Source organism: Kribbella sp. NPDC050820 (assembly GCF_040653975.1).
Taxonomy (GTDB): Bacteria; Actinomycetota; Actinomycetes; order Propionibacteriales; family Kribbellaceae; genus Kribbella.
In genome coordinates this window covers 1-7,016 of sequence record NZ_JBFAHB010000148.1, presented here as the reverse complement: position 1 = coordinate 7,016, position 7,016 = coordinate 1, and the positions used below count along the sequence as shown (strand labels likewise).

Here is a 7,016-nt window from a genome sequence, read left to right as displayed (position 1 = left end):
CACCCTGCGATCCTCGGCCGGAACATCCACGGGCACAGTCAACGCCATAACCCATGATCCCACGAGGTAAAGCTATTTCGTTACCGCGACACTAGGACCAGAACTCCTCATTCGCCCGCCGGTCACCCGGGAATAGCCAGAACTCGGCGATCTTGCCGTCCCCGAACCGATACACGTGGACCTGACGGTCCTCGAAGCGTCGATCCTGTCTTTCGGCCCGAACGGTGACCAGCACCATCCCGTACTCGTCGTTCGCGAAGAGGGCATGGACTTCGCGTGAGATAGACCCAGCTGCCATCTCGTCCGATCCAGCGAGCATGGCGAGCACCTGATCCACACCATGCACGTCACCGCTGAGCGTGTGCCACACGACATCGTCGCGGAATAGGTCCCGTGTACCGGACACCTCGCCCTGGTTGCGCATGCCATACGCAGCCCGAAGGAGATCCTCGTTTGGATGGCTCATCGACGCCGACTATAGGCCTTTTGCGGGCAGTGAGCGCTCCTCCCCCACGGGGTATTCGATCGGCAGGGCGATGTCGACGGTCCCCGCCAGGCCCGTTGCGTAGTTCATTGCCGCGCAATGCGCCCGCACATACCGCGATCCGCTCATGCCGATGTCAGTGCGTGGGCGACTACATGGCCTGTAGCCATACGCGGACAGTCTCGGCGAACCCGGCAGGTGCGCAATCAAAATATGCACGGCCCAGCGGCCAGGACCTATCTCCAGGGCGTCTTCCTGCTCGGCGTCTCCCACGGTGAGATCCCGACGGGACGTCGATCGCCCCGCTGAAAAAGCGCCTCGGCGGGCGGGGGCTCACCGATCCGGACGTCGATCTGAACCTGTGCCGGCGGAATGACGTCACCAGCCTCATGTCCGTCTAGATCAACGTCCTGCGCATGAAGGACCTTCACCGCCAACCCTTCCGCGGACTGAGAGACCACAGAATGGGTCAGGCTCGGCACGTCTGAGGGTATCCCGGTCCATGAGGAGCACAAGCCCCCACCAGAAGGGCCGCCTGACCTGCCACGTGTCCACGCCGTGAGTCTCCACCAGCCGCGGGTCCAGAACATCCGGCAGCCGCTGTCCGTGAAGCACGGAGCAGCCGATGAGCCTGCATTCCGCGCACCCGGTAGATGTCGAGGTCCCTGGGCAGGTGGAACTGCAGGGTATTCGTGGCCGGGACGGCGCGACGGCGGGTCGCGATGGCGGCGGGGGGCATAGCGTCGGGTCGTGCAGGAACGGATCTTCGTGGTCGTCGCCTACGGTCACGCGGAATTGCTCGACATCGCCTGTGTGACTACCACCAAGCCGGTGACGGATGCACCGGGGCGCCGGACGCGCAGGGCAAGGCCTGCCGTGAACGCCCTGAGGCGCTGGCCGCCACGGCGAAGGCCGGTCATGCCCTGGCCGCCCCACTTGGCCATGATGGCGGCTCACAAGGCCGACGACATGGGCGCCGCGCACGCCCAAGCCATGTGGGTGGCCCGATGCCGGGCTGCGCCCAAGAACGTCGACACCTTCGCTCGGGCCGGCGCCACGCTCACGCGAACGCCAGCCTGTCCGCCGCGCTGAGCCGGCCCCGCAGACTCTGCCCAGGCTTGCACAGACCGCCTACGGCTTGCGGGCGACGCCGGCCCAGTAGTAGGCGGCAGCCGGGTCGACCGGTTCGATTCCAGGCCGCCAAGCCATTACCGGAACGAGGCCGGGCTCGACGAACTCCCAGTCGGCGAAGAACCGTGCGACGTCGTCGCGGACCCGGGGTACGACGGTCAGGTTGCCGCCTCGAGCCGCGGCCGCGATATCCGCCATCGCTTTCGGGTCGAAGTCTTGACCGGGATGGGTGATCGCGACGTAGCTGCCCGAGGGCAGCGCGTCCATCAAAGTCTGAGCCCGGGCCCAGGGGTCCTCCTCGTCGCTCAGGAGCATGAGCACAGCGACGAGCATCAGTCCCACCGGCCGGGTCAAATCGAGGGTGGTGACCACGGCCGGATCGGCCAGAATCTGGTCGGGCTTGCTGAGGTCGGCGTCGATATAGGCCGTCCGGCCCTGCGGGTCGCTGACCATCAACGCGCGCGCGTGCGCCAGCACGATTGGGTCGTTGTCGACGTACACCACTCGCGCCGCACGGTTCAGGTGCTGAGCGGTCTCGTGCAGATTCGGCTGGGTCGGAATCCCGGTGCCGATATCGAGGAACTGGTCGATGCCGGCCTCGGCGACCAGATACTGCGTCGCCCGGTGCATGAACGCGCGATTCTCCTGCGCCATCAGCCGTATCGTTGGGATCGCCTGAATGAACATCTCACCCAGCTGACGGTCCGACGCGAAGTTGTCCTTGCCGCCCAGCCACCAGTCATACATCCGCGCCGAATGCGGCACACTGACATCGATCCCGGGCGGAGCCCACTCCCGCTCGGAGCCCGATCCCGTCGGGCCACTGCCCTGCTCCTCCGCTGACACGAGACGACATCCCTCCATCAGTGCTGCCCTGATCGCCGGGCTGGTCGAGCCCCTGCGGCGGTACGCCGACGCATCGTACCCCCCAGCCAGGGGCTGAACCGACCAGCCCGGATATTTCTCGACTTAGCCTGGATCCACCGATGGTTTGAGGTGAGTTGGGTGGGGTGTGCGTGCCGTAACGCGAGGATGCCCTTGCGGGCTGGGAGATTGGGACTTGTCTAGGGTTCCAGATCGCCGAGCACGAAGGGCATCCGTCGAGTGCAACTGTCTCACAGGCCGCGGGCCGTTCGCGCGACGTTCGATGATCCGAATCTGGTGTCGTCGGCTGGTCTGGTTCCGGGGATGGCGTTGGCGGAGTCGGCAAGGCTGCGGGAGCTTGCCGATGAGTGGTTGAGTGTGCCGACGGACAAGGGCGCGAATGCGGGACTGAAGGTCGCCTCGCTGGTCGCGGGGATGGTGGCTGGCGCGGACTCCATCGACGATATGGCGCAGCTTCGGCACGGCGGAATGGGCCGGGTGTTCGGCCGCGCCTACGCGCCGTCGACGCTGGGATCGTTCCTGCGCAGTTTCACCTTCGGCCACGTCCGCCGGCTCGACGCGGTCGCGTCGCGGTTCCTGACCGGGCTGGCCGACCGGACACCGCTGGTCGGCCAGGCCGGCGCGGCCGGTGATGGTGAGTTCGTGCTGGTCGATGTCGATGACACGATCGTCGAGGTGCACGGCTATGCCAAGCAGGGCGCGGGGTTCGGGTACTCCGGGGTGCGTGGCCTGAACGCGCTGCTGGCCACGGTCACCACTGCCGGCACCGCGCCGGTGATCGTGGCGCAGCGGCTGCGGAAGGGATCGTGCGGCTCGCCGCGCGGCGCCAAACGCCTGGTCACCGACGCGTTGAAGACCGCGCGCGGGCTGCGTGGAGTATCACCCGGCGGGCTGCTGGTGCGGGCCGACTCGGCGTTCTACGGACGCGGCCTGGTGCTGGCCGCGGTCCGCGCCGGCGCCGAGGTCTCGGTCACCGTCCGCCTCGACAAGCGGATCAAGGCCACGATCGCCACCATCGCAGACGACGCCTGGACGCCGATCGAGTACACCGACGCGATCTACGACGAACCCACCGGCCAATGGGTCTCCCGCGCCGAGGTCGCCGAGATCCCGTTCACCGCGTTCGCCTCCCGGGCCAAGAAAGAGCGGGTGCCGGGCCGGCTTGTGGTCCGCCGGATCCCGGACCTCAACACCGGCAAGAACAAGACGGCCGGGCAGCAGGACGCGCTGTTCGACGTGTGGCGGTTCCACGCCTTCTTCACCACCGTCGGCACCGAGGCGATGGACACCATCACCGTCGACAAGATTCACCGCGGGCACGCGATCATCGAACAAGTCAACGCCGACCTGAAGGACTCAGCGCTGGCGCACCTGCCGTCCGGGGTGTTCGCCGCGAACGCCGCCTGGCTGGTGCTCGCGGTGATGGCGTTCAATCTCACCCGCGCCGCCGCCACACTCACCGGCACCGAACTCGCCAAGTCCACCACCGGCACCATCCGCCGCAAACTCATCAACATCGCTGCCCGGATCACATCGTCGGCCCGCCGCATCACCCTCCACCTACCACTCGGCTGGCCCTGGCAACACCACTGGACCGCGCTGTTCAGCCAAGTCTGCGGACCACCCACCACCGCCACGCCCTGACCACCACGCCGAACCACGGCCCGCCCAGACAAACCCCAGTGGAACACCCCCGCAGCGAGGCGGGACACCCCACCACGCCCACATAGCCCAGCACCAAGCCAATCCGGAATCACCGCCTCACGCCAAGCCGATCGGTGGATCGAGGCTTAGTAGTCTGCGCCGCAGGTTCGCCGGATTCGGGCTTGTCAGGTTGTGGGGTGGTCCAAGTACAGACCCGCAGGCACAGCCGAGCGCTTGTTCGGTGGTGCTGGGGTAGCCGCTGGGCAGGATGGAGTCTTGGTAGCCGCCCTTGATGGCCAGGTAGATCGCGAACCCCCATTTGGTTGGCCTAGTAGCCGCGGTAGCGGAGCCGGCATAATCGGAGCACGGTCCCATCGCCAGCTGATTCGCGACCGGCCGGAAGCATCGCGCCCCTGGGCGACACCAATGCAAGCAGCCGAATTGCGGACGGCTTAACGGCGACCTACGAGCGGGCTCGGTCCGCGGATCTCAGTTGATCCGCGCGGGCAGCGGAACGACACTGGACGCCATGCGAGGTCGCAAGCAGCCTGTCTACCGGTTCTCGGGCGCACCCTCGTGGGATCCGTCTGCCCTTCGCGACGCGCTGTCCAATGCGCGATCTGTGCAACTGTCGCGCGGCGGATTCCTGATCTTCGCCACGGATCGGCACGCTGACGTCCTCGACGACACGACAGCGAAGTACGTATCCGTTGTGCGCGGCGAAGACGGCCCGCTCATTGACGAACCCGGAGCTGTCGGGGATCTGGTCGAGGCGCTTTCTGTCACTGAGGTCACCGACATTCTGTGCATGTGCACTGGCGACGTTGCCGCCGAGTTCTTTGACGACGATGGCAAGTTGCTCGCGGTTGTCCGACTCGACTTCCCAAACCGCATCGAGTGGGCGCACTGGCCGGGCCAGGCCTACGTCACTGACCCGAACCGGCTTCGCCGATGGTTCGCGGCTCACTACGACATTGCGATGTAGCTGCTTCGCACACGCACTCATCTAGCCGCGATCCGCTCATGCCGAAATGAGTGCGTTGGTCAGCACCGATTCGGTGGGCGCGTCAGCCGCCCATCCGGATCATCGCTGAGTCTGGCTGCCGGGCGCAGAACTGAGCCATATTGGCTGACCAGCCGACACAACCGAAGTTCCTTCACCGAACTCGCCGGTCCGTCTGACTAGCGCAGGACCACTCGTTCACTGCCACCGAACGACGCTGTAGCTGTCGGCGAGATGCACCCGGTCTCGGACCACGACGAGGTTGTCCTCGGGGATCAGTAGTGCGCCGCCGAGCTCGGCGTGATGGTCGTATGTGCCCTCGACCTCGAGGGTCACCGGGCTCAACACAGAGACGGTGCGCCGTGCCGCGATCACAATCCGGCCGGAGGCATCTCGCCCCAAGACCTCGATGCTTTGCTCGGGCGCCTCGGCACGCCACACGGGCGTGAGCGTGTCCGCATCGAAGGCGATCACGTGCGTAGCGTCGATGTTCCACACATTCGGAAAGGGCGTGTCCTCGCGCTCACCACACAGCGCCACGACGCGATCCCCGACCAAGACCGGCCCTTTCCCGTAAGGCAGCCGGTGCCGTGCGACGCAGCGTTGTGACCGCAGGTCCAGGTCGGTCGCGACCGCGTGGTAGAGAGACCAGCAGCGGTGCCGGCCATCGCCTAACGGGTAGACCAGCTCAGGTGCACCCATCCGGAGCCTCTTGATCACCGTGCCGTCGCACCGCGAAACGAGAACCATGGACCGGCCGTGATAGGCCGAGATGCCAAGCACACCGTCCGACAGCGCGACCATGCGCCCCTGGTACTTCCCGATGCCCCGCCGAATGTTCTCGCCGATCCTCGTCAACGACCCGACGTCGATCCGGCACAGACCGAACGTGGCCAGCGCCCAGGCCCGAGTCGCTCCGTCGGTCTCGTTGTCGTCGAAGACGACATCGCGCAAATCTCCAGCCAGGCGCATGCCTGCCTGTAGGTCGCGGGTGAGCGGCTCGCAGACGTACAGCTTGCCGCCAGGCAACGTCGAGATCACCGTTGACGAGTTCGGGACACGGACCATGGCAGAGCCATAACCAGACCGGGACGAGCGCGGCAGCGCCCGCCGCAAGACCTCAAACTCCACCGCCGCACTCTCCCCGCAGCCTGGCCCGGACGTCAACAGACAAGACACCATGCCTGCATGCCGACTCCACGCCGATCGCGATGCGCTCGGTCAATCGCGGACGGATCGACGCGTCCTCATCTGCCGCTGACAGCGCGAACCAACATGCCGGTTGAGGGCTCTTGGCAGCCTGGCCATGTCAAGATGCTGCTGTGCCCCCCGACCGATATGCCGACCGCCTGGACGCGGCCACGTACGAGGATGACGACGACACCGTCGGTATCTTCGAGTCGAGTCCGAACGAGCCGGACTCGCTGTGGTTGTCCGGCCGGCTATTCAATCGCCTGACGCGCGTCGCTGCGGGCTATGACCTTCACACTCTGCCCATGCTCGGCGGCCTGGAAGCAGAGCAGTTGAACCGCCCGCGCTGCGAAGCGCTGCTTGACGATCTTGCCTTCGTGGCCGACCGGCTCAACGATCCATTGGCGCTGCAGACCGCCCAAGCGATCTCCGACTACGTGGCTGTCCGCTTGGGCCGCCCTGGCTGGGGTGGCTCGATCACGTTCGAGGACGACTGAGGAACGTCCTCATCTGCCGCTGACAGCGCGTATTGATCTGCCGATGAGCGCGCATTTGCTGTCGACCCCGCGCCGCCGGGGATGCGCCTAGGAGGGCGCTGAATTAGGGCGGGTTCTGGGGTTGGTCGCTGTGTGGGCTGTAGCGCGGATGCTGTCGGGGCGGGTGCGTGTGAAGGCTGGC

At 66.3% G+C, this 7,016-nt stretch carries 7 protein-coding genes; 4 read left to right on the top strand and 3 right to left on the bottom strand.

What is annotated here, in order from left to right; translation table 11 throughout:
- Positions 1–91: 91 nt before the first annotated feature.
- Positions 92–466, bottom strand: coding sequence for a nuclear transport factor 2 family protein (locus AB0H36_RS47705; protein WP_360538930.1), 375 nt, complete (start codon positions 464–466; stop codon positions 92–94).
- A 768-nt stretch (positions 467–1,234) separates the two neighbouring features.
- On the opposite strand from AB0H36_RS47705, the gene AB0H36_RS47700 reads away from it, so the two are divergent.
- Positions 1,235–1,576 carry a hypothetical protein gene (locus AB0H36_RS47700; RefSeq protein WP_360538927.1) on the top strand — a complete coding sequence of 114 codons (342 nt, stop codon included), beginning with the start codon at positions 1,235–1,237 and terminating at the stop codon, positions 1,574–1,576.
- Positions 1,577–1,615: 39 nt separating this feature from the next.
- On the opposite strand, the gene AB0H36_RS47695 is transcribed toward AB0H36_RS47700, so the two are convergent.
- Complete coding sequence (locus AB0H36_RS47695; RefSeq protein ID WP_360538924.1) at positions 1,616–2,461, bottom strand: SAM-dependent methyltransferase; 846 nt, start codon at positions 2,459–2,461, stop codon at positions 1,616–1,618.
- A 258-nt stretch (positions 2,462–2,719) separates the two neighbouring features.
- On the opposite strand from AB0H36_RS47695, the gene AB0H36_RS47690 reads away from it, so the two are divergent.
- Together AB0H36_RS47690 and AB0H36_RS47685 are read left to right on the top strand one after the other, a co-directional pair.
- Complete coding sequence (locus AB0H36_RS47690) at positions 2,720–4,144, top strand: IS1380 family transposase (protein WP_360538922.1); 1,425 nt, start codon at positions 2,720–2,722, stop codon at positions 4,142–4,144.
- Positions 4,145–4,673: 529 nt separating this feature from the next.
- Complete coding sequence (locus AB0H36_RS47685) at positions 4,674–5,129, top strand: hypothetical protein (RefSeq protein ID WP_360538919.1); 456 nt, start codon at positions 4,674–4,676, stop codon at positions 5,127–5,129.
- A 216-nt stretch (positions 5,130–5,345) separates the two neighbouring features.
- Here the strand turns inward: AB0H36_RS47685 and AB0H36_RS47680 are convergent, their stop codons facing one another.
- Positions 5,346–6,263 carry a hypothetical protein gene (locus tag AB0H36_RS47680; protein ID WP_360538916.1) on the bottom strand — a complete coding sequence of 306 codons (918 nt, stop codon included), beginning with the start codon at positions 6,261–6,263 and terminating at the stop codon, positions 5,346–5,348.
- Positions 6,264–6,469: 206 nt separating this feature from the next.
- Between AB0H36_RS47680 and AB0H36_RS47675 the strand changes: the two genes are divergently transcribed.
- Positions 6,470–6,835, top strand: a complete 366-nt coding sequence (locus AB0H36_RS47675; protein ID WP_360538913.1) for a hypothetical protein — start codon at positions 6,470–6,472, stop codon at positions 6,833–6,835.
- The last annotated feature ends 181 nt before the right edge of the window (positions 6,836–7,016 follow it).